Consider the following 19,204-nt stretch of genomic DNA (forward strand, 5'->3'; position numbering starts at 1 on the left):
CATTTAGTTAACGATCGATAGGTAAATCATAAATGTGATCCAGGTCACGCGTCAACATAATTTTATAACGAGCGTTAACTTAATTTTAAAATTGTTATTTTTCATACATATATGATTAATTTATTTTTAAGCATTCTGCACTGGTGGTGGGTTGCGTTTATTTTTATAATGGTCATTCACCAAACCAACAGAGGACCACCGGCAAATGACAACCGATGTCACGAGTTGTGCGAAGAAAAGCCGTGGCCGACCAAAAGTGTTTGACAGGGATGCAGCGCTTGATAAGGCCATGACTCTCTTCTGGCAACATGGGTATGAAGCAACCTCGCTTTCCGATCTGGTAGAAGCCACCGGAGCCAAAGCGCCGACGCTGTATGCCGAATTTACCAATAAAGAGGGGCTGTTCAGGGCGGTGCTGGACAGATACATTTCGCGCTTTGCGGCGAAACACGAAGCCCAGCTGTTCTGTGAAGAGAAAAGCGTTGAACAGGCGCTTCGCGACTATTTCACCGCCGTCGCGACCTGTTTCACCAGTAAAGAGACGCCTGCGGGCTGCTTTATGATTAACACCTCTGCCACCCTTGCGGCGTCCTCCAAAGAGATTGCCAATACGGTGAAATCGCGGCATGCGATGCAGGAGGAGACGCTCAGCGCATTTCTGGCTCAGCGCCAACAGCGCGGTGAAATCCCCGCGCAATGCAACCCTCAGCTACTGGCGCAATACCTGAGCTGTATTTTGCAGGGGATGTCGATCAGCGCCCGTGAAGGGGCCACGCTGGAAAAACTGCAGCATATTAGCGAAACCACACTGCGGCTGTGGCCTGAGCTACTGAAAATCTGACGTAAAAAAAAGCTCCTCAGCCTGAGCGCATGAGGAGCTAAATTCAGAGAACATCTTTTTTACACTTTGTTATTCAGAACCAGCTGGCCGTTTCCATCCAGTGGAATTTGCGTGCCCGGGTCTTTATCCATGCGGATTTTGCCCTGCTGATCGCCAATTTTGTACGTCACGTCATAGCCCAGCATTTTTTCCGACTTGTCATAGACGGTTTTGCAGCGTTGCTGAGTCGTGGTGTAGGTATCATTATCCTGCATCGCGCCCTGCACCTGGTTACCGGCATAGCCGCCACCCAGCGCGCCGACCACGGTCGCCACGTCTTTACCCCGGCCGCCGCCAAACTGGTGACCAATAACGCCACCCGCTACTGCACCCAGAACAGAACCGGCAATGCGGTTTTCATCCTGTACAGGACGACGGTGCGTCACGGAGACGTTGCGGCACTCCTGACGAGGGGTTTTCACGGTTTCTTTAATCGGTGTAGCAGAAACCACCTGTGCATACTGCGGGCCGCGATCTAATACGTTGAGACTGGCAACGGCAGCCACACCTAACGCAGCCGCGACGCCAATCCCTATACCCGCCAACATTGATTTATTCACGGGACTTCCTCCTTTGTTGCTATTGGTAACAATTTTGCAATGGAGGCGACGCTTCGCCAATAAGATAAAGGATCAAAAAAGGGGCGTTGAGAGGAGATATATTGTATTTAGGAGAACTCTTAAGCAGTCAAACTGTGATCCACAGCATGAAATGCTAAAAACTCCCTCCGGAGGGCCCGGAGGGAGTGGAAGATTAGTGCAGCTTCAGACGCGGACGGATCACGCGGTTGATTCTGCCCACCAGCATCATCAGCCCGGTTTTGAAGTAGCCGTGCAGCGCAATCTGGTGCATACGGTACAGGGAAATATACACGAAGCGGGCAATGCGCCCTTCTACCATCATTGAGCCGCGCATCAGGTTGCCCATCAGGCTGCCGACGGTAGAGAAGTTTGACAGCGACACCAGTGAACCGTGGTCTTTGTAGACATAGGCTTTCATTGGCTTGGCTTTGTACTGCGCCAGAATGTTGTGCAGCACCAGGCTTGCCATCTGGTGAGCGGCCTGCGCGCGCGGCGGCACGAATCCACCTTCAGGACGCGCGCAGGAGGCACAGTCACCGATAGCAAAGATTTCAGGGTCACGCGTGGTTTGCAGCGTTGGCTCGGTTACCAGCTGGTTAATGCGGTTCGTTTCCAGACCGCCGATCTCTTTCATAAAGTCAGGCGCTTTGATACCTGCCGCCCAGACCATCAGATCTGCTTTAATATACTCGCCGTCTTTGGTGTGCAGACCGCCTTCGTCGGCGCTGGTCACCATGGTTTGCGTCAGCACCCGCACGCCCAGCTTGGTGAGCTCATTGTGCGCCGCACCGGAAATTCGCGGAGGCAGCGCAGGCAGGATGCGTTCACCGGCTTCAACCAGCGTGACGTTCAGCGCTTCGTTAGTTAACCCTTTATAACCGTAGCTGTGCAGCTGTTTCACCGCATTGTGCAGCTCCGCAGACAGCTCAACGCCGGTCGCGCCGCCGCCGACAATGGCGATATTCACCTTACCGTTCGCACCCATATTGCTGGTGTACTTCAGGAACAGGTTCAGCATTTCCTGATGGAAACGGCGCGCCTGGTGCGGGTTATCGAGGAAGATACAGTGCTCTTTCACGCCCGGCGTGTTGAAATCGTTGGAGGTACTGCCCAGCGCCATGACCAGCGTGTCGTACGCCAGTTTACGCTCGGGAACCAGCAGCTCCCCTTTTTCATCGCGCAGCTCTGCCAGGGTGATGGTTTTGCTTTCACGGTTGATGTCCACCACCGAGCCCAGCTGGAACTGGAAATGATGGTTGCGCGCGTGCGCCAGATAGCTGAGCGCGTCCACGCCCTCATCCAGAGAGCCGGTCGCCACTTCGTGCAGCAGCGGTTTCCACAGGTGGCTGTGGTTACGATCCACCAGCGTAATTTTGGCTTTTTTACCGCGACCCAGCTTCTTGCCCAGCTGTGTAGCCAGCTCCAGCCCGCCAGCACCACCGCCTACAATCACTATCTTTTTCAATGGCGTAGTCAACGTGACCCCCTCAAATTATTAACCAATTGTTAATTAAAAGTTATAAAAATAACCCTTAATTAACAACAGGTTACAGCACTGAAACCATTCAGGTGCATTGAGAATAACACGTCAGGCGCATTGGTCATACCAAAATTGATATGCATCAAGTTTTGATGGCTTAAAAGTAGACAATTCTGGTCAAAAAGAAAGCCCGGAACGCTTTCGCGGCCGGGCTTTGATGCCTGTGGGTATAGAGTTAACCCAGCGTTTTAAACGCTTTGATACGCTGCAGATGCGGAGAGATGTTTTTGAACTTGTGGGTCTGTTCTTCGTCCCAGACGATCTCATAGTAATGATGCAGCAGTTCTGCTGCCCGATGGCTGTTGAGCGCTTCATCATTACGGGAAAGGATCGCCAGGCAGCGGTCGCGGTTTTTCTCACGAAAATTGCTGACGCACTTGGTCGCAATATCGACATACTCTTCCGGGCGGTCAATTTTGCCTTCCATGTTCTCGTTCGGGAACAGGTTAGGATTGAACACCACCTGGCGAATGTCGCACAGGAAGCCAATGCGCTCCGCCCAGTAGCCGCCCAGCCCCACGCCGCAGATCAACGGGCGATCGTCGACGTTGAGCTGCAACATCTTATCCACCTCTTTGAGAAGATGCTGCATATCATGCTTCGGATGGCGCGTGCTGTAGCTGATCAACCGTACATCCGGATCGATAAACTGCAGCTGCAGCACCTTCTCATGATTACCAGGACTGTTTGAGTCAAAACCGTGTAAATAGATGATCATCGTCTTCTCACCACGCTACGCCTTCCGGGAGGGTTTACAGGCTGGCTTTATGTGCCTGCCAGCGCTCATTCAGGTCTTCAAGCCGGGCGTTGACCGTCTTCCAGCGCGCCGAATCCATCAGCTCCTGACGGCTAAATGAACCTTTATGATACAATTGTGTAACACGCTCTGCATTGATCGGCGACAGGTTATCAAGCACGCTAACGGCACCTTTACGATTATTGCAGACCAGGATCATATCGCAACCTGCATCCAGCGATGCCTGACCGCGTTCAGCGTAGCTGCCCATAATCGCTGCCCCTTCCATCGATAAATCGTCAGAGAAAATCACGCCGTTGAAACCCAGCTCCTGACGCAGAACGGTTTTCAGCCAGTGCGGAGAACCGCTCGCCGGACGCGGGTCGACGTCGCTGTAAATGACGTGCGCGGGCATAATGGCATCCAGCTTGTTATCGGTGATAAGCGACTGGAAAACCGACATATCTTTGGCGCGGATCTCCGCTTCCGGGCGCGGATCGCGCGGGGTCTCTTTGTGAGAATCCGCCGTCACCGCCCCGTGCCCCGGGAAGTGTTTCCCGGTGGTTTTCATCCCGGCATCGTGCATGCCGTCGATGAACCGGGTCGCTACTGCCAGCGCAATACGCGGATCTTCATGGTATGAGCGCTCGCCAATGGCAGCGCTGATATGCCCTACATCCAGCACCGGGGCAAAGCTGATGTCGATATCCATGGCAATCATTTCGCTGGCCATCAGCCAGCCGGCCTCCTGCGCCAGTTTTCCACCCTCTTCCGTGCCCAGCAGCGCGGCAAAAGACTGGGCGGCGGGCAGGCGGGTAAACCCTTCGCGAAAACGCTGCACGCGTCCGCCTTCCTGATCGACGGCCACCACCAGATGATTGCGCGACGCGGCGCGGATCTGACGCACCAGCTCACGCAGCTGCGCCGGATCGTGATAGTTGCGGGTAAACAGGATCAGGCCACCCACCAGCGGATGCGCCAGAATTTCACGCTCCTCCGCATCCAGCTCAAACCCTTCTACATCCAACATGACTGGACCCACATCCACCTCTCTTATCCTTTAGTTTGTAACTGACGCCAGGCATCGTCTGCCAGCGCAATAAATTGTTTGTCTCTGGACTGCCGATAGCGCATTTCAAACCAGCCAGCCATTAGCATGACGACCCAGGGTCGCCAGCGCCTGACCTGACGCGTAAGCGCATCGGGGTCAATATGTGCCACCCGGGCGTACTCCCTGATGAGCGTCTGCCGCGCGGCGTCACTCTCCGTCCAGACTGCCGCCAGCTCCAGCGCCACATCGCCATCTCCGGCATACTCCCAGTCGATAAGCCTGATGCCCGCTGGCGTATGAACAATATTCCCGGCATGAACATCCATATGTAACGGCGCGAGCCGAATCGGCTGCGGCTCACCCGTTTTACGCAGCCGCTTGAGATGTGCCAGCCATACTGGTGTACGCCTGTCAGGCAGGGCTTGCTGCCAGTAATGTTCAAGCAGCGGGAATAACGTAATTCGCCATCCCAGACGTGGCTGCCGGTGCAGATGATACAATATTGCCGCAAGCTCTGGGGTGTCCGGCAGCGCGCTTTTAACGTCACCGTCCAGATAGTCGACGGCCATCCAGCCCTGTCTGAAAAAACGGGGTTCAGGTACGAGATCTGACGGAAGACGTCTCAGGGCACGAAACTGACGACGGAAATGGAAAGCAGGCGCGTAGGGATCGTGATTCTGCCGCAAGACCAGACGGTGTTCGCCCTGCTCTATAATGCAACTCGCGCCGCCAAGCCCGGAATGGGCCTGCGGCGCGATAAGGCGATACTGAGGAAAATAGCGCGTCAGAATCTCTTCACGCGTGCCGTCATTGTTGCGTAACCGCACCTTTACCTGACCAGATAATTTCGCCTGTCTGAACCAGCATCAGCTGCATCTGCAGGGCTGGGGTATTCACGTTACCGGTGGCGTTAGAGTAAAGCACATACTGCGCGCCAACGTTACGGGCGATGCCGATCGCCTTGCTGCGTGTGCCGAGGCTATCCTGCGGCGACAGGCCCAGCTGCTGTTTGGCTACCGCGAGCTGCTGAGCCGAGACCAGCGTAAACTTGCCGTTGTTAGCCAGAGCATTGCGCAGGGTTTCCGTCGCTTCACCCGCGTTCAGCGAACCGTTGGTACGGTTGTTGACGCTGTCGACCAGCAACACGCTGCCCGCCGTCACGCCCTGCGCCTGCAGCATTTTGCCTACCATCGGCTGCATTGCCCCGTTCCAGTCGTAATGGCGCACGCGCGGCGTGGGCTGTGACGTCTGGTCCGGATGCTCAATCGGGCCTGGCTGGGCCGGAATAGATGGTACAGACGGCACGGTTGGCTGCTGCTGCGTTGGCGGTGTCGGCTGTTCAGTACCCGGTTTAGCCTCTTCCACAGGCGCAGGCTGTTCAGTTCGGGTCACACACCCTGCGAGAAACAGAGCGAAAGCTGTCACGAGCGCATAGCGGCTCAAATTTTTAATCAAGGTTCACCCCTCAGAGATAAAGATAAAGTCTCACCTTATGTGCACCCAGATAGTTGGCGCTGCCATAGAGCGTTACCGACGACCTGGCCGGAATGGTGACGCTGCGCGGCGCCTCCAGCGGATGCATTTCAAGACCTCTTACGTCATACCAGAAAAAACGGTAGTGAACCGTCACTGGTTCATGTCTTTCATTAAAGAGCGTAGAGGAGGCAGATGAGTTGATTTCACTGATGGTCAACGCGGGCTGTTGCGCCGTGATGCCCGCGGCAAGCACGGAGGATTCCATGACCAGCGTCTGTTCATCATTCACGGGGATTGCCGGACGCGAGCTGCACCCCACAATCATCATCGTCATTACCAGCGCTGCAATACGCCCTTTAAGCATGTCAGAGACCTTTATGTGCCAGCATCGGCCCCAGAGGACGTCCACCCAGCAGATGCATGTGAATATGATAAACTTCCTGGCCACCATGACGGTTGCAGTTCATGATCAGACGGTAACCGTCTTCTGCAATCCCTTCCTGTTCAGCGATTTTCGCGGCCACCGTCAGCATACGACCTAACGCCACTTCATGCTCGGTTTTTACGTCGTTTACAGTCGGAATCAGAATATTGGGAATGATAAGGATGTGCGTCGGGGCCTGAGGGGAAATGTCCCGGAAAGCCGTCACCAGTTCATCCTGATAGACGATATCCGACGGAATTTCGCGGCGGATAATTTTACTGAAAATCGTTTCTTCAGCCATGACCTTTTCCTTTTTTGTTTAATCTGGCGCAATGCGTCCGCTGTAAACACACTCCGGGGATCGGTGTGTGACACAATTCAAGAGTATGAGCGAGTTTCTCCTGTCCTTTCAACCTCCTCCCTCGATTTCTTTCCTGAATGTTCATCAGCTGGGTGAAGAGTGACCGCTCGTATGCCTCAACGGGCTGAAACATTATTTCAATTCCGGTCGACACATTTGTTTACAGCATTAATAGCAATGCGTATATTTCGCATTTGCATTTTCATGCGCATTTTTAACATAGAAAACGACGCCAGCCCGTTTCTGCGGGACTGACGCATACCCTCTACACCGTTCATAAGGGTTTGATAATGTCTTTCATTAATCACACCAGGGATGGGCAACATCAGCCTGTCGCAACGCCTTCGTTGCTGGCAGTCTGCATTGCTATGGCATTGACGCCAGCCGCCGCTTTCGCTGCATCAACAGCCGAAGATACCGTCATCGTAGACGAAGGTTTTGACAATACACAGGATCCTTCCGCAAACCAGACTCAGGATTACAGCGTAAAAACCACCACCACCGGAACCAAACTGCTGCTGGTTCCCCGCGATATCCCGCAGTCCGTCAGCGTGATCAGCCAGCAGCGCATGGCCGATCAGAACCTGCAGTCCATCGGCCAGGTGTTAACTAACACCACGGGCGTTACCGCGCAGGTGCAGGACAGCGACCGTACCGTGTTTTACTCACGCGGGTTCTTCGTTAGCAACTACGCCTATGACGACCTGCCGACCTCCATCAGCGAGGTATGGAACTTTGGTGATACCGCCGCCGATACGGCGATCTATGACCGCATCGAAGTGGTCCGCGGCGCAACCGGCCTGATGTCCGGTACGGGCAACCCGGCGGCGTACGTTAATATGGTACGTAAGCATGCGGACAGTAATGAATTCAAAGGGAATGTCTCCGCCAGCTACGGCAGCTGGGACAAGCAGCGCTACGTGCTGGATTTGCAGGCGCCGCTGGTGGAGTCAGGCAAGGTGCGGGGCCGCCTGATTACGGGTTATCAGGATAACGACAGCTTCGTGGATAACTACCACTACCGGAAAAAATTCCTCTATGGCGTGATGGACGCTGACATCACCGACAGCACCGCCCTCTCTGTGGGATATGAATATCAGGAAAGCCATACCGCCGACCCAACCTGGGGCGGACTGCCGACCTGGTACAGCGACGGGAGTAAAACTGATTACAATCGTAGCCAGACCGTCGCGCCTGACTGGGCCTACTCGGACAAGGACAGCACCCGCATCTTCGCTAACCTGACCCAGCGTTTCGACAACGGCTGGGAAGCGCACATTAACGGCATGCATGCTGAAACCAACTTCGACTCTAAGCTGATGTATATGTCCGGTTATCCGGATAAAGAAACCGGCGCGGGCATGGTGGGCTACGGCGGCTGGAACCGCGGTGAACGTAAACAGGATGCGGTGGACGCTTTCCTGCGCGGCGATTTCGATCTCTTTGGCCGTCAGCACGAAATGATGTTCGGCGGCAGCTTCAGCCGTCAGCGTAACCATTACGACAACACCATGCCTGACGCGGTTTATGGCATGGTTGATGTGGGTAACTTTAAAAACTGGAACGGGAACATTGCCGATCCGCAGTGGACGCCGTGGAAGCTCTACAGCCAGGACGACATCCGCCAGTCCTCAGCGTATACCTCCGCCCGCTTCTCGCTGGCTGACCCGCTGCATCTGATCCTCGGCGCGCGTTATACCAACTATAATATTCGCTATAACCCAGCGGGCTCCCCGGACACCCGTCTGGAAAGCACTAAAGATGACGTTACGCCCTACGCGGGGCTGGTCTACGACATCAATGAAGACTGGTCGACCTACGTCAGCTATACCTCCATCTTCCAGCCGCAGGACAAGCGGAACGCCAGCGGACGCTATCTCGACCCCACCACGGGCAAAAGCTACGAAGCCGGTGTGAAAGCAGACTGGTTCAATACCCGTCTTACCACCTCGCTGGCGATTTTCCGCATTGAGCAGGATAACGTAGCAAGCAACACGTATACCTACATGCCGAGCGGTGAGTCGATCTATCAGTCGCTGGACGGCGTAGTGAGCAAAGGGATTGAGTTCGAGCTGAACGGCGCGTTGACCGATAGCTGGCAGTTGACCTTCGGCGCGACTCGTTACATTGCTGAAGATAAGAACGGCAACGCGGTCAGCGCCGATCAGCCGCGCACGACCATGAAACTGTTCACCCGTTATCAGCTGCCAATGCTGCCAGCGCTGACCGTAGGCGGTGGCGTAAACTGGCAAAACAAAGTGTGGACGGATGTGGATGGCGCTCCGGCTGGCCGCAACCGTGCGGAGCAAGGCAGCTACGGGCTGGTTAACCTCTTTAGCCGCTATCAGGTCACCAAAGATTTTGCCGTTCAGGCGAACGTCAACAACCTGTTCGACAAAGAGTATTACGATTACGTCGGCTCTTATGTGGTTTATGGCGCGCCGCTAAACGTCTCGGTGAGCGCGAGCTACGATTTCTGAGTGACAGAAGCCCGGTGGCGCGACGCTTGCCGGGCCTACCCATCACCCAGGCCGGGTAAGGCGCAGCCGCCACCCGGCACCATAAACCGCAGGAATAAAAAAGGCAGCCATTCGGCTGCCTTAGTCTCCCCAGGTCACAACTTAGTTGCTGCGGATGTACTCATCCATTTCGGTTTTCAGGTTATCGGATTTGGTACCGAAGATTGCCTGTACACCAGAACCTGCAACAACTACGCCTGCTGCGCCCAGTTTTTTCAGACCCGGCTGGTCTACTTTCGCTACGTCGGCAACGCTCACACGCAGACGAGTGATGCACGCGTCCAGGTTAGTGATGTTCTCTTTACCACCGAACGCTGCGACCAGTGCCGGAGCCATTTCGCTGGTAGCGCCTGCTTTGCTGTCTTCTGTCGCATCTTCACGGCCTGGGGTTTTCAGGTCCAGTGCTTTAATCAGCACGCGGAAGATGGTGTAGTACGCAACCGCATAGCACGCACCCACGATTGGGAACAGCCACAGTTTGCTGCTGTTACCGGACAGAACGATGAAGTCGATCAGGCCGTGAGAGAAGGACGTACCGTCACGCATACCCAGCAGAATACAGATTGGGAACGCCAGGCCCGCCAGAATCGCGTGGATAACGTACAGGATCGGCGCAACGAACATGAAGGAGAACTCGATCGGCTCGGTGATACCGGTCAGGAACGAGGTCAACGCTGCGGAGATCATGATACCGCCCACTTTTGCACGGTTCTCTGGCTTAGCAGAGTGCCAGATAGCAATCGCAGCGGCTGGCAGACCGTACATTTTGAACAGGAAGCCACCAGACAGTTTACCTGCAGTTGGGTCGCCCGCCATGTAACGTGGGATATCGCCGTGGAATACCTGACCTGCTGCGTTGGTGAATTCACCAATCTGCATCTGGAATGGAACGTTCCAGATGTGGTGCAGACCAAATGGCACCAGGCAACGCTCGATGAAGCCGTAGATACCAAACGCCACAACCGGGTTCTGGTAAGCAGCCCACTGAGAGAAGGTCTGGATAGCGGAGCCGATTGGTGGCCAGATGAAGGACAGGATCACGCCAGTGAAAATCGCTGCCAGACCAGAGATGATCGGAACGAAACGCTTGCCCGCGAAGAAGCCCAGATACTCAGGCAGCTTGATGCGATAGAAGCGGTTAAACATATACGCTGCAATCGCACCGGAGATGATACCGCCCAGAACACCGGTGTCCGCCAGGTGTTTCGCGGCGATCTCTTCTGCCGGTAAATGCAGAACCAGCGGCGCAACCACAGCCATGGTTTTCACCATGATGCCGTAGGCAACCACTGCAGCCAGCGCAGAAACGCCGTCGTTATTGGTGAAGCCCAGAGCCACACCGATCGCGAAGATCAGTGGCATGTTAGCAAAGACAGAACCGCCTGCTTCGGCCATCACGTGGGACACTACGGCTGGCAGCCAGCTGAAGTTAGCAGAACCGACACCCAGCAGGATACCTGCGATAGGCAGTACGGATACTGGCAGCATCAGCGATTTACCGACCTTTTGCAGGTTAGCAAATGCATTCTTAAACATAATTGAGAGTGCTCCTGAGTATTTGTGCTTTTTTTACGCTTTCACGCATTGGCCCGGGGGGAGTACCGTGCCGTGGACAGGACATCTAAGCGCCCTTTATTTATTACACAGAGTAAAATAATTCCCTCTGAGTTTGTTTGACGGCTATCACGTTTCAGCTTAAGGCGGTCGAAAAACTTTCAGTTATTTACAAAAAGCATGTCCGGATGTGTCTAAAAACACCCTCACCGCCCCAAATGAGGCGGTGAACTTTACTCGCTTTACTTATTAATTACGAGCCTAAAAAAAACAGGTGTATCAGACAGATTGCAGGCGGGCGGGGTCGATATGGAACAGCGTGGAGAAGTTTTCCGTCGTCACGCGGGCCAGCTCGTCGATGCTGACGCCCTTCAGAACGGCCATGTACTCAGCCACATCTCTCGTCATAGCGGGCTGGTTCTCTTTACCGCGATGCGGTACCGGTGCGAGATACGGAGAATCTGTCTCCACCAGAATGCGATCGAGCGGAACATAACGTGCAGCATCACGCAGCTGCTCAGCGTTACGGAACGTCACGATCCCCGAAAACGAGATATAAAACCCTAAATCAAGCAGCTTACCCGCCGTTTCTCTGTCTTCTGTGAAACAGTGTAGTACGCCACCGCAATCCGTCACGTTTTCTTCCCGGAGGATCGCCAGGGTATCCGCACGCGCGTCGCGGGTGTGGACGATAACCGGCTTGTTCAGCTCCCTGCCAATGCGAATATGGTTGCGGAAGGATTCCTGCTGACGCGGTTTGGTTTCCGGCGTGTAAAAATAGTCCAGCCCGGTCTCACCCATCGCCACCACGCCCTCTTCTGCCGCCAGTCGGCGCAGATCCTCAACGTCGTACGCCTCGTCCTGATTCAACGGATGCACGCCGCAGGAGAACACCACGTTATCGCGAACGCCCACCAGCTCACGCATGGAGCGGTAGCCCGGCAGCGTGGTTGCTACCGCAAGACAGAATTTCACATCGCGGGCAGCGGCTTTTGCCAGCACGTCATCCACGTTTTTATGCAGAGATTGATAATCCAGGCCATCAAGATGGCAGTGTGAGTCGACTAAAAACATAATGTCTCTCTCAGAGATGGGAAACTGGCGGTGTGACGCCGGGTTGCAGGTAATGTTCGATACGCAGTAACTGGTCGGTCAGTAAAAGCTCGCGATTAAGACCCGTCACGGTTAAAAGCTGTTCACGACTCTGGCAAATTTCATGGAGCATCGCGTGAAGAATCTTTCCTGAAAGGCGGTTCGCCAGCGTATTTACCAGCGGCCACGCATCCGGGTTGGTCAGAAGCGTTGCCCCTTGCTGGATTTTGAGCGCATCCAGCAGCAAGGAGGCCAGCCAGTGCAGACGCTCAACGGCCCGATCGCTGTTAAGCGCAGGCAGTAAACTTAGCCAGTCGTGACTGTTCAGTGAAGCGTCGACGGCCCGGCAGAGCGTTTCTCGCTCTGACCAGACGTCAGGCTGCAGTAATGCCAGTGCCGCAGCAGGCGCACCGCTGCTCAGACGCAAGGCGGTCAGCGCGCTCTCAGGTGACGTTGTCACCTCACGCTCAAGCCAGCTCAGCGCCCACGATTCCTGGGGCACCGCCAGGTGATGAAGACGACAACGGCTGCGCAACGTCGCCAGCAATCGTCCCGGGTCACGGCATGAGAGGAAAAACCACGTTTTTACCGGCGGCTCTTCCAGGGTTTTGAGCAGAGCGTTAGCGGCCGCCTCGGTGAGCAGCGTAGCGTCTTTAAGCCAGACCACTTTAGCGCCGCCCAGTCGCGCGTGTTCATACAATTTTTCACCGACTTCACGCACGGCATCAATACCGAGCGCGCTTTTGCCTTTTTCAGGCTCAAGGGTGTAGTAGTCAGGATGTGTTCCCGCCTGCATCAGCTGACAGCCACGGCATTTACCACAGCTCTTGTGTCCTTCCGGCTGCTGACACATCAGAAAACGGGTGATGGCATAAATCAGCGCATCATCACCCATCCCTGGCAATGCCTGAATCAGTAAAGCATGATGCCCCCGACCCGCCTGATAGCTGCCGATCAGCTGTTCAAAGTGTGGGCGCAACCATGGATACCATTTCATGCCTGCTGCCCCTGCACCCACTGAGTAATGGTATGCTGAATGTCACGCGTGACGTCGTCCAGGGACTGCGTCGCATCGATGGTACAAATTGAGCTGTCCTGTGCGGCCAGTTCAAGATAGCGCGCACGGGTGCGGTTAAAGAAATCAAATGACTCTTGTTCAATGCGGTCCAGCTCGCCGCGCGCGCGGGCACGCTTGAGGCCCACTTCCGGCGTCACATCCAGATAGAGCGTCAGGTCGGGGCGAAAATCACCCAATACGGCATTACGCAGCGTGGCCAGCATTGTCTGGTCGATACCGCGTCCTCCGCCCTGATACGCCTGAGTCGACAGATCGTGACGGTCGCCGATCACCCACTTACCCTCGGCCAGGGCAGGTTTGATAACCGTCTCAACCAGCTGAACGCGCGCCGCGTAGAACATCAGCACTTCGGCTTTGTCAGTGATAACTTCGTCGCCGACGGATTTGATATCCAGCACCAGGCTGCGCAGCTTTTCAGCCAGCTGCGTGCCGCCCGGCTCGCGGGTAAATACCATGACCGCCACGCCAAGCGTTTTGAGCGTATCCACCACCACGTTGCGGGCGGTGGTTTTACCCGCCCCTTCGAGTCCCTCAATGACAATGTATTTACTGCGCATTTTTTTCCTTAAGTGCCTTCAGATAGTCCTGAACAGAGCGATTGTGGCTGGCAAGGTTGGTGTTAAAGGTATGCCCCCCTTTTCCATCAGCCACAAAATAGAGATACGGAGTTTTAGCCGGATGCGCGGCGGCTTTGAGCGACGCTTCGCTTGGCGTGGCGATCGGGCCAGGCGGTAAACCGCTAATCACGTAGGTATTATACGCCGTTGGCGTCTCCAGATCTTTTCTTGAGATCTTGCCGGTATAGCTCTCGCCCATGCCGTAGATAACGGTAGGGTCGGTTTGCAGACGCATGCCGATGCGCAGACGGTTGATAAATACTGACGCTACCCGATCGCGCTCGGCGGCAACGGCTGTCTCTTTCTCGATAATCGAGGCCATGGTCACAAACTGATTCTGATCGCTGTAAGGCAACCCTTCCATTCGCCCTTCCCAGGCCGCATCCACGGCGGCGACCATTTTTTTGTGCGCCCGCTTCAGGATGGCCACATCGGTCGTGCCTGCCGTGTACATCCAGGTATCTGGCCAGAACCAGCCTTCCACCCATTCCGGGTGTTCAAACTTCAGCGCGTCAGCCACCGTCTGATAGCTATCGTCTTTTAACGTATGTTTGATATACGGCGCGTCACGCAGCTGTTTGAGGTAATCGCTCAGGCGCATCCCTTCTACAAACCGCAGGGGGAACTGGGCTTCTTTGCCGCTTTCCAGCAGCTGCAGCATCTCCCTGACGGTCATTCCCGGCGTAAAGCGATAGGTACCGGCTTTAAAATGTGACAGCTCAGGCTCCACGCGCAATAGCCACTGAAATACCCGTGGACGATTGATAATCTTGTCGCCATAGAGCTGTTCCCCCAGCGCCTGACGGCCGGTTCCCGCTTTCAGGGTAAAGATCGTTTCGTCTTTAACCAGGATTTTGCTGTCCGCCAGCTGGCGAACTTTCCATACGCCAGCTCCGCCAGCGACGCCCAGCGCAACGATGAGGATAAGGACAAAGCGCAACATTTTTTTCATGACTATCTGGTTTGCTCACATATCGGGGCTAAAAACTGAAACAGTTCGCGCGAAGACCAGCGTTGTTGGCCATACGCACGGACGGGTACAACAGGCATCAGCGCATTGCAGATGATGACTTCATCGGCAGTCTGTAGCGCGGCTTCTCCTGCGCTAACTTCGACAACGCGAAAGCCAGAGCGTGCCAGCTGTTGCAGACAAAACTGACGCATTAACCCATTTACGCCAGCGTGTTCCAGCGACGGAGTGAATACCTCTTCCCCCTGCCGCCAGAGTAAATTAGCCGCACAGCATTCCGTAATGAACCCTTCGCTGTCAAGAACCAGCGCCTCATCGGCGTCCGTCCGTTCAAGATGAGTACGAATGAGCACCTGCTCCAGGCGATTGAGATGCTTAAGCCCGGCCAGCATCGGGTTTCGTCCCAGCCGTACCGGGCTCAGCGTCAGCGTGACGCCGTCTTCTCGCCAGCGAGAGTAATGCGCGGGATAAGCAGAAACGGAGAGAATACGCGTTGGGTTGATACACGATGCGGCGCTGTAACCCCGGCCACCACTGCCGCGGCTGATGATGACTTTGAGTACGCCGCTGTGCTTAACTGATGCGAGCTGGCACATTTCCTGGCGAAGCATTTCCCAGTGCGTAAAGGGGATCATGAGCTTTTCACAGCCATGCTGCAGGCGTCGAATATGCGCCTCCAGCAGGCAGACATCGCCATCCAGAATGCGCGCCGTTGTAAAGCAACCATCACCGAACTGTATCGCCCTGTCGCTGGCAGGCAGCGTGTCCTGCTCAAGGCCATTGATTAAAAACATGGTGGCTCCTTATGCGTGGGCGTTTAGTCTGGCAGGATGTCATGCAGCCGACAAGAAGATTAGGCTTAATAAAAAAGGCCCGGCAAGCGGACCTTTTTAAACGCTATCGGGACGTCAGGATCAGATCTTTTTGAAGATCAGAGAGCCGTTGGTGCCGCCGAAGCCGAAGGAGTTACACAGGGTGTACTCCATACCGCTAACCTGACGCGCTTCGTGAGGAACGAAGTCCAGATCGCAACCTTCATCCGGGTTATCCAGGTTGATGGTTGGCGGTACAGCCTGATCGCGCAGCGCAAGGATGGAGTAGATTGACTCTACTGCACCCGCCGCACCCAGCAGGTGACCGGTCATGGACTTCGTGGAGCTCACCATTACGCGGCTGGCAGATTCGCCGAAGATAGACTTAACCGCCTGAGCTTCAGCTTTATCGCCTGCAGGCGTAGAGGTGCCGTGCGCGTTCACGTAGCCAATTTGTGCTGGGGTAATACCCGCATCACGAATCGCGTTTTCCATCGCCAGCGCAGCACCCGCGCCGTTCTCAGGAGGAGACGTCATGTGGTAAGCATCGCTGCTCATGCCGAAACCAACGATTTCAGCATAAATTTTCGCACCGCGTTTTTTCGCGTGTTCGTACTCTTCCAGTACGATCATGCCCGCCCCGTCGCCCAGCACAAAGCCGTCACGGTCTTTATCCCACGGACGGCTCGCCGCCTGCGGGTTATCATTACGGGTAGACAGCGCACGCGCCGCACCAAAACCGCCGACACCCAGTGGGGTACTGGCTTTTTCAGCACCGCCCGCAACCATAGCATCTGCATCGCCGTACGCGATAATGCGCGCGGCCTGGCCGATGTTATGTACGCCAGACGTACAGGCGGTCGCGATAGAAATGCTTGGCCCACGCAGGCCGAACATGATGGTCAGGTGACCCGCCACCATGTTAACAATCGTGGACGGAACGAAGAACGGGCTGATCTTACGCGGGCCGCCATTCATCAGAGATGTATGGTTTTCCTCGATCAGGCCAAGACCGCCAATCCCGGAGCCGATAGCGGCGCCGATACGGGTTGCGTTCTCTTCCGTAATCTCAAGGCCAGAATCCTGCATGGCCTGAACGCCAGCGACAATTCCATATTGAATGAAGGCATCCATCTTGCGCTGTTCTTTGCGCGAGATGATCTCTTCACAGTTAAAATCCTTTACTAAGCCAGCAAATTTCGTTGCATAGGCGCTAGTATCGAAATGGTCGATTAGGCTGATGCCGCTCTGACCGGCAAGGAGAGCTTTCCAGGTGGACTCTACGGTATTGCCGACAGGAGACAACATGCCAAGTCCGGTCACAACTACACGACGCTTAGACACGTTTGTCCTCCAGGGAGGGATAAAAAAAGAGATTCGTGGGACTAAAAAAGATAAAACTCAGGCGGTCGAATGACCGCCTGGAGATGTTCACTTACGCCTGGTGACCGTTGATGTAATCAATGGCAGCCTGAACGGTGGTGATCTTCTCAGCTTCTTCGTCCGGAATCTCAGTATCAAACTCTTCTTCCAGAGCCATTACCAGCTCAACGGTGTCAAGAGAATCTGCGCCCAGGTCTTCAACGAAGGAAGCGGAGTTCACAACTTCTTCCTGCTTAACGCCCAGCTGTTCGCCGATAATTTTCTTAACGCGTTCTTCGATAGTGCTCATACTCTTAAATTTCCTATCAAAACTCGCTTTCGCGATGGTTTTCGTAGTGTATAAAATGTTGAAAAATTTGCAACTAAATCCCGGCAGTTCTTACCACGATTTTACGTTATTTTGAGGCCATTCGCCCTAATAACGCAAATATTTTTCATCGTGGTTAAACCATATACATCCCGCCGTTGACGTGGAGGGTCTCACCAGTGATGTAACCCGCTTCGTCAGAGGCTAAAAATGCAACCGCACTGGCGATTTCTTTAGGGTCGCCAAGACGACCCGCCGGAACTGCCGCCAGCGTACCCGCACGCTGCTCATCAGTCAGCGCACGCGTCATGTCCGTTTCAATAAAGCCCGGAGCAACAACGTTTACCGTAATACCGCGGGACGCAACTTCACGCGCCAGCGACTTACTGAAACCAATCAGACCTGCTTTCGCCGCAGCGTAGTTAGCCTGACCAGCATTTCCCATGGTACCAACCACAGAACCGACAGTGATAATACGACCATGACGCTTTTTCATCATAGCGCGCATTACCGCTTTTGACAGACGGAATACAGATGACAGGTTGGTTTCGATGATATCGTTCCACTCGTCGTCTTTCATTCGCATTAACAGGTTATCGCGAGTGATCCCGGCATTGTTTACCAGAATATCCACTTCGCCAAACTCTGCGCGAATATTTTCCAGAACAGATTCGATAGATGCAGGTTCAGTCACATTCAGTACCAGACCTTTACCGTTTGCACCCAGATACTCGCTGATGGCCTGAGCGCCATTCTCGCTGGTTGCTGTACCAATCACCTTCGCGCCGCGCGCAACCAGTGTTTCAGCAATTGCACGCCCGATACCGCGGCTTGCGCCAGTGACCAGGGCGATTTTTCCTTCAAAACTCATGGTATTCCTCTTTTATTGCGAGAGTGCCGCTGACATTGCTTCCGGCTCGTTAATCGCCGAGGCTGTCAGGGTGTCAACAATACGTTTTGTCAGACCGGTGAGGACTTTACCTGGACCGACTTCATACAGATGCTCAACGCCCTCCGCTGCCATAAACTCAACGGTTTTGGTCCACTGTACCGGGCTGTAGAGCTGGCGAACCAGTGCGTCACGGATAGCTTCCGGCGTGGTTTCGCATTTCACATCGACGTTGTTCACAACAGAAATCGTCGGTGCGTTAAACGTAATTTTTTGGAGCTCAACCGCCAGTTTCTCGGCAGCAGGCTTCATCAGCGCACAGTGAGAAGGCACGCTGACCGGCAGCGGCAGCGCACGTTTCGCGCCAGCGGCTTTACAGGCAGCACCCGCACGTTCAACCGCTTCTTTATGACCGGCGATAACCACCTGGCCCGGCGAGTTGAAGTTTACCGGAGAGACAACCTGGCCTTCAGCAGATTCTTCACACGCTTTTGCAATTGCAGCGTCATCCAGACCGATGATGGCAGACATGCCGCCCGTGCCTTCCGGCACCGCTTCCTGCATGAATTTACCGCGCAGTTCAACCAGACGTACCGCGTCAGCAAACGCGATCACGCCGGCACACACCAGCGCAGAGTATTCACCCAGGCTGTGACCGGCGAGCAGCGCTGGCGCTTTACCGCCCTGCTGCTGCCAGACGCGCCACAGCGCAACGGACGCGGTCAGCAGCGCTGGCTGGGTCTGCCAGGTTTTGTTCAGTTCTTCGGCCGGACCCTGCTGGGTCAGCGCCCATAAATCATAACCCAGTGCATCAGAAGCTTCACGGAAAGTCTCTTCAATAACCGGATAGTGTGCTGCCATTTCAGACAACATCCCAACGGTTTGAGAGCCCTGGCCCGGGAACACAAAAGCAAATTGCGTCATTTTTTATTCC

The 19,204-nt window shown here is 54.8% G+C and carries 20 protein-coding genes; 2 read left to right on the forward strand and 18 right to left on the reverse strand.

Annotation, left to right across the window (positions count from 1 at the left end; genetic code table 11):
- Positions 1-205 precede the first annotated feature (205 nt).
- Positions 206-841, forward strand: coding sequence for a TetR/AcrR family transcriptional regulator (locus KIF87_RS06385; protein ID WP_029739866.1), 636 nt, complete (start codon positions 206-208; stop codon positions 839-841).
- Between the two features lie 59 nt (positions 842-900).
- Here the strand turns inward: KIF87_RS06385 and KIF87_RS06390 are convergent, their stop codons facing one another.
- From KIF87_RS06390 to hinT, 8 genes are all read right to left on the reverse strand, one after another.
- The gene (locus tag KIF87_RS06390; RefSeq protein WP_008500779.1) at positions 901-1,440 is read right to left on the reverse strand and encodes a glycine zipper 2TM domain-containing protein; all 540 of its coding nucleotides are present in this window, start codon (positions 1,438-1,440) and stop codon (positions 901-903) included.
- A gap of 193 nt (positions 1,441-1,633) precedes the next feature.
- Positions 1,634-2,938: an NAD(P)/FAD-dependent oxidoreductase gene (locus KIF87_RS06395; RefSeq protein ID WP_213328245.1), complete on the reverse strand. Its 1,305-nt coding sequence runs from the start codon at positions 2,936-2,938 to the stop codon at positions 1,634-1,636.
- A 238-nt stretch (positions 2,939-3,176) separates the two neighbouring features.
- Entirely contained in the window at positions 3,177-3,719 is a 543-nt protein-coding gene (ycfP, locus tag KIF87_RS06400; RefSeq protein ID WP_047650880.1) for an alpha/beta hydrolase YcfP, read from the reverse strand.
- Positions 3,720-3,753: 34 nt separating this feature from the next.
- A complete protein-coding gene (gene nagZ, locus KIF87_RS06405; protein ID WP_213328422.1) occupies positions 3,754-4,779 on the reverse strand; it encodes a beta-N-acetylhexosaminidase in 1,026 nt (341 codons plus the stop codon).
- 11 nt (positions 4,780-4,790) lie between these two features.
- Entirely contained in the window at positions 4,791-5,615 is an 825-nt protein-coding gene (gene thiK / locus KIF87_RS06410; RefSeq protein WP_213328246.1) for a thiamine kinase, read from the reverse strand.
- Positions 5,596-6,240 (reverse strand): penicillin-binding protein activator LpoB, encoded by a 645-nt coding sequence (gene lpoB / locus KIF87_RS06415; RefSeq protein ID WP_103791505.1) that lies wholly within the window; start codon positions 6,238-6,240, stop codon positions 5,596-5,598. Before lpoB ends, thiK begins: the two co-directional genes overlap by 20 nt.
- 13 nt (positions 6,241-6,253) lie before the next feature.
- Positions 6,254-6,628, reverse strand: a complete 375-nt coding sequence (locus KIF87_RS06420) for a YcfL family putative periplasmic lipoprotein (protein WP_063144624.1) — start codon at positions 6,626-6,628, stop codon at positions 6,254-6,256.
- 1 nt (position 6,629) lies between these two features.
- Positions 6,630-6,989, reverse strand: coding sequence for a purine nucleoside phosphoramidase (gene hinT, locus KIF87_RS06425; RefSeq protein WP_006809243.1), 360 nt, complete (start codon positions 6,987-6,989; stop codon positions 6,630-6,632).
- 350 nt (positions 6,990-7,339) lie between these two features.
- Between hinT and fhuE the strand changes: the two genes are divergently transcribed.
- A complete protein-coding gene (gene fhuE, locus KIF87_RS06430) occupies positions 7,340-9,529 on the forward strand; it encodes a ferric-rhodotorulic acid/ferric-coprogen receptor FhuE (protein ID WP_213328247.1) in 2,190 nt (729 codons plus the stop codon).
- Between the two features lie 141 nt (positions 9,530-9,670).
- Here the strand turns inward: fhuE and ptsG are convergent, their stop codons facing one another.
- The 10 genes from ptsG to fabD form a co-directional block, all read right to left on the reverse strand.
- On the reverse strand, positions 9,671-11,104 hold the full coding sequence (gene ptsG, locus KIF87_RS06435) for a PTS glucose transporter subunit IIBC (protein ID WP_029739869.1): 1,434 nt from the start codon (positions 11,102-11,104) through the stop codon (positions 9,671-9,673).
- A gap of 297 nt (positions 11,105-11,401) precedes the next feature.
- Entirely contained in the window at positions 11,402-12,196 is a 795-nt protein-coding gene (locus KIF87_RS06440; protein ID WP_029739870.1) for a metal-dependent hydrolase, read from the reverse strand.
- A gap of 10 nt (positions 12,197-12,206) precedes the next feature.
- The gene (gene holB / locus KIF87_RS06445; protein WP_213328248.1) at positions 12,207-13,211 is read right to left on the reverse strand and encodes a DNA polymerase III subunit delta'; all 1,005 of its coding nucleotides are present in this window, start codon (positions 13,209-13,211) and stop codon (positions 12,207-12,209) included.
- Entirely contained in the window at positions 13,208-13,849 is a 642-nt protein-coding gene (gene tmk / locus KIF87_RS06450; protein WP_213328249.1) for a dTMP kinase, read from the reverse strand. The genes holB and tmk overlap by 4 nt, the downstream gene beginning before the upstream one ends.
- Entirely contained in the window at positions 13,839-14,861 is a 1,023-nt protein-coding gene (gene yceG, locus KIF87_RS06455; RefSeq protein WP_213328250.1) for a cell division protein YceG, read from the reverse strand. The genes tmk and yceG overlap by 11 nt, the downstream gene beginning before the upstream one ends.
- Positions 14,862-14,863: 2 nt before the next feature.
- A complete protein-coding gene (gene pabC / locus KIF87_RS06460; protein WP_213328251.1) occupies positions 14,864-15,673 on the reverse strand; it encodes an aminodeoxychorismate lyase in 810 nt (269 codons plus the stop codon).
- Between the two features lie 120 nt (positions 15,674-15,793).
- A complete protein-coding gene (fabF, locus tag KIF87_RS06465; protein WP_023335279.1) occupies positions 15,794-17,035 on the reverse strand; it encodes a beta-ketoacyl-ACP synthase II in 1,242 nt (413 codons plus the stop codon).
- Between the two features lie 91 nt (positions 17,036-17,126).
- A complete protein-coding gene (gene acpP, locus KIF87_RS06470; protein WP_003857954.1) occupies positions 17,127-17,363 on the reverse strand; it encodes an acyl carrier protein in 237 nt (78 codons plus the stop codon).
- Positions 17,364-17,517: 154 nt separating this feature from the next.
- Positions 17,518-18,252, reverse strand: a complete 735-nt coding sequence (fabG, locus tag KIF87_RS06475) for a 3-oxoacyl-ACP reductase FabG (protein WP_008500795.1) — start codon at positions 18,250-18,252, stop codon at positions 17,518-17,520.
- A 12-nt stretch (positions 18,253-18,264) separates the two neighbouring features.
- On the reverse strand, positions 18,265-19,194 hold the full coding sequence (gene fabD / locus KIF87_RS06480; protein ID WP_213328252.1) for an ACP S-malonyltransferase: 930 nt from the start codon (positions 19,192-19,194) through the stop codon (positions 18,265-18,267).
- Positions 19,195-19,204 lie beyond the last annotated feature (10 nt).

The sequence above is a fragment of the Enterobacter sp. 120016 genome, assembly GCF_018383635.1.
GTDB lineage: Bacteria > Pseudomonadota > Gammaproteobacteria > Enterobacterales > Enterobacteriaceae > Enterobacter > Enterobacter asburiae_D.

What these genes read in the sequence shown, in the direction of transcription:
- KIF87_RS06385 (WP_029739866.1), top strand. Translation starts at nt 206, where the DNA reads ATGACAACCGATGTCACGAGTTGTGCGAAGAAAAGCCGTGGCCGACCA.
- ycfP (WP_047650880.1), bottom strand. Translation starts at nt 3,719, where the DNA reads ATGATCATCTATTTACACGGTTTTGACTCAAACAGTCCTGGTAATCAT.
- KIF87_RS06420 (WP_063144624.1), bottom strand. Translation starts at nt 6,628, where the DNA reads ATGCTTAAAGGGCGTATTGCAGCGCTGGTAATGACGATGATGATTGTG.
- hinT (WP_006809243.1), bottom strand. Translation starts at nt 6,989, where the DNA reads ATGGCTGAAGAAACGATTTTCAGTAAAATTATCCGCCGCGAAATTCCG.
- fhuE (WP_213328247.1), top strand. Translation starts at nt 7,340, where the DNA reads ATGTCTTTCATTAATCACACCAGGGATGGGCAACATCAGCCTGTCGCA.
- ptsG (WP_029739869.1), bottom strand. Translation starts at nt 11,104, where the DNA reads ATGTTTAAGAATGCATTTGCTAACCTGCAAAAGGTCGGTAAATCGCTG.
- KIF87_RS06440 (WP_029739870.1), bottom strand. Translation starts at nt 12,196, where the DNA reads ATGTTTTTAGTCGACTCACACTGCCATCTTGATGGCCTGGATTATCAA.
- holB (WP_213328248.1), bottom strand. Translation starts at nt 13,211, where the DNA reads ATGAAATGGTATCCATGGTTGCGCCCACACTTTGAACAGCTGATCGGC.
- tmk (WP_213328249.1), bottom strand. Translation starts at nt 13,849, where the DNA reads ATGCGCAGTAAATACATTGTCATTGAGGGACTCGAAGGGGCGGGTAAA.
- yceG (WP_213328250.1), bottom strand. Translation starts at nt 14,861, where the DNA reads ATGAAAAAAATGTTGCGCTTTGTCCTTATCCTCATCGTTGCGCTGGGC.
- pabC (WP_213328251.1), bottom strand. Translation starts at nt 15,673, where the DNA reads ATGTTTTTAATCAATGGCCTTGAGCAGGACACGCTGCCTGCCAGCGAC.
- acpP (WP_003857954.1), bottom strand. Translation starts at nt 17,363, where the DNA reads ATGAGCACTATCGAAGAACGCGTTAAGAAAATTATCGGCGAACAGCTG.
- fabG (WP_008500795.1), bottom strand. Translation starts at nt 18,252, where the DNA reads ATGAGTTTTGAAGGAAAAATCGCCCTGGTCACTGGCGCAAGCCGCGGT.
- fabD (WP_213328252.1), bottom strand. Translation starts at nt 19,194, where the DNA reads ATGACGCAATTTGCTTTTGTGTTCCCGGGCCAGGGCTCTCAAACCGTT.